The following is a 954-nucleotide window of genomic DNA, read 5'->3' as shown; positions in this document are numbered from 1 at the left end:
CTTCAACTTCAGAGTCTGAATCCGAAAGCAGCTCAACTTCCGAATCAGAGAGCGAGTCAGCATCCGAGTCCGAAAGCGAATCAACTTCCGAGTCAGAATCCGAGAGCAGCTCAACTTCCGAATCCGAGAGCGAATCAATTTCCGAGTCTGAGAGCACTTCAACTTCAGAGTCTGAATCCGAAAGCAGCTCAACTTCCGAATCAGAGAGCGAATCAACTTCCGAATCGGAGAGCACTTCAACTTCAGAATCCGAAAGTGAATCAACTTCCGAGTCAGAGAGCACTTCAGAGTCAGAAAGCGAATCGGAGAGCGTATCTACTTCCGAATTCGAGAGTACTTCAACTTCCGAATCCGAGAGCGAATCAGCATCCGAATCAGAGAGCGTATCCACTTCCGAATCAGAGAGTACCTCAACTTCAGAGTCAGAATCCGAAAGCGTATCAGCTTCAGAATCCGAAAGTGAATCGACTTCCGAGTCAGAGAGCACTTCAACTTCCGAGTCTGAAAGTGAGTCAACTTCCGAATCCGAGAGCGAATCAGCATCCGAATCAGAGAGTGAGTCAGCATCCGAATCCGAGAGCGTATCCACTTCCGAGTCTGAGAGCACCTCAACTTCAGAGTCAGAAAGCGAATCAGCATCCGAATCCGAGAGCGTATCCACTTCCGAATCTGAGAGCACCTCAACTTCAGAGTCAGAAAGCGAATCAGCATCCGAATCTGAGAGTGAGTCAGCATCCGAATCTGAAAGTGAATCAACTTCCGAGTCTGAGAGCACTTCAACTTCAGAGTCAGAAAGCGAATCAGCTTCAGAATCCGAAAGTGAATCGACTTCCGAGTCTGAGAGCACTTCAACTTCAGAGTCAGAATCAGAGAGCACCTCAACTTCAGAGTCCGAATCCGAAAGTGAATCAACTTCCGAGTCAGAGAGCACTTCAACTTCAGAGTCAGAAAGCG

General features: G+C 48.0%; 1 pseudogene. It reads right to left on the bottom strand.

The window, feature by feature from the left end:
* Positions 1-954, bottom strand: a pseudogene (locus tag OCH80_RS10075) (hypothetical protein); the annotation flags it as partial.

This window comes from Lactobacillus sp. 23-2, from assembly GCF_044902225.1.
In the GTDB taxonomy this organism is placed as follows: domain Bacteria; phylum Bacillota; class Bacilli; order Lactobacillales; family Lactobacillaceae; genus Lactobacillus; species Lactobacillus absianus.
The sequence above is the reverse complement of the archived record's forward strand: the minus strand, read 5'-3'. Positions and strand labels throughout refer to the sequence as shown.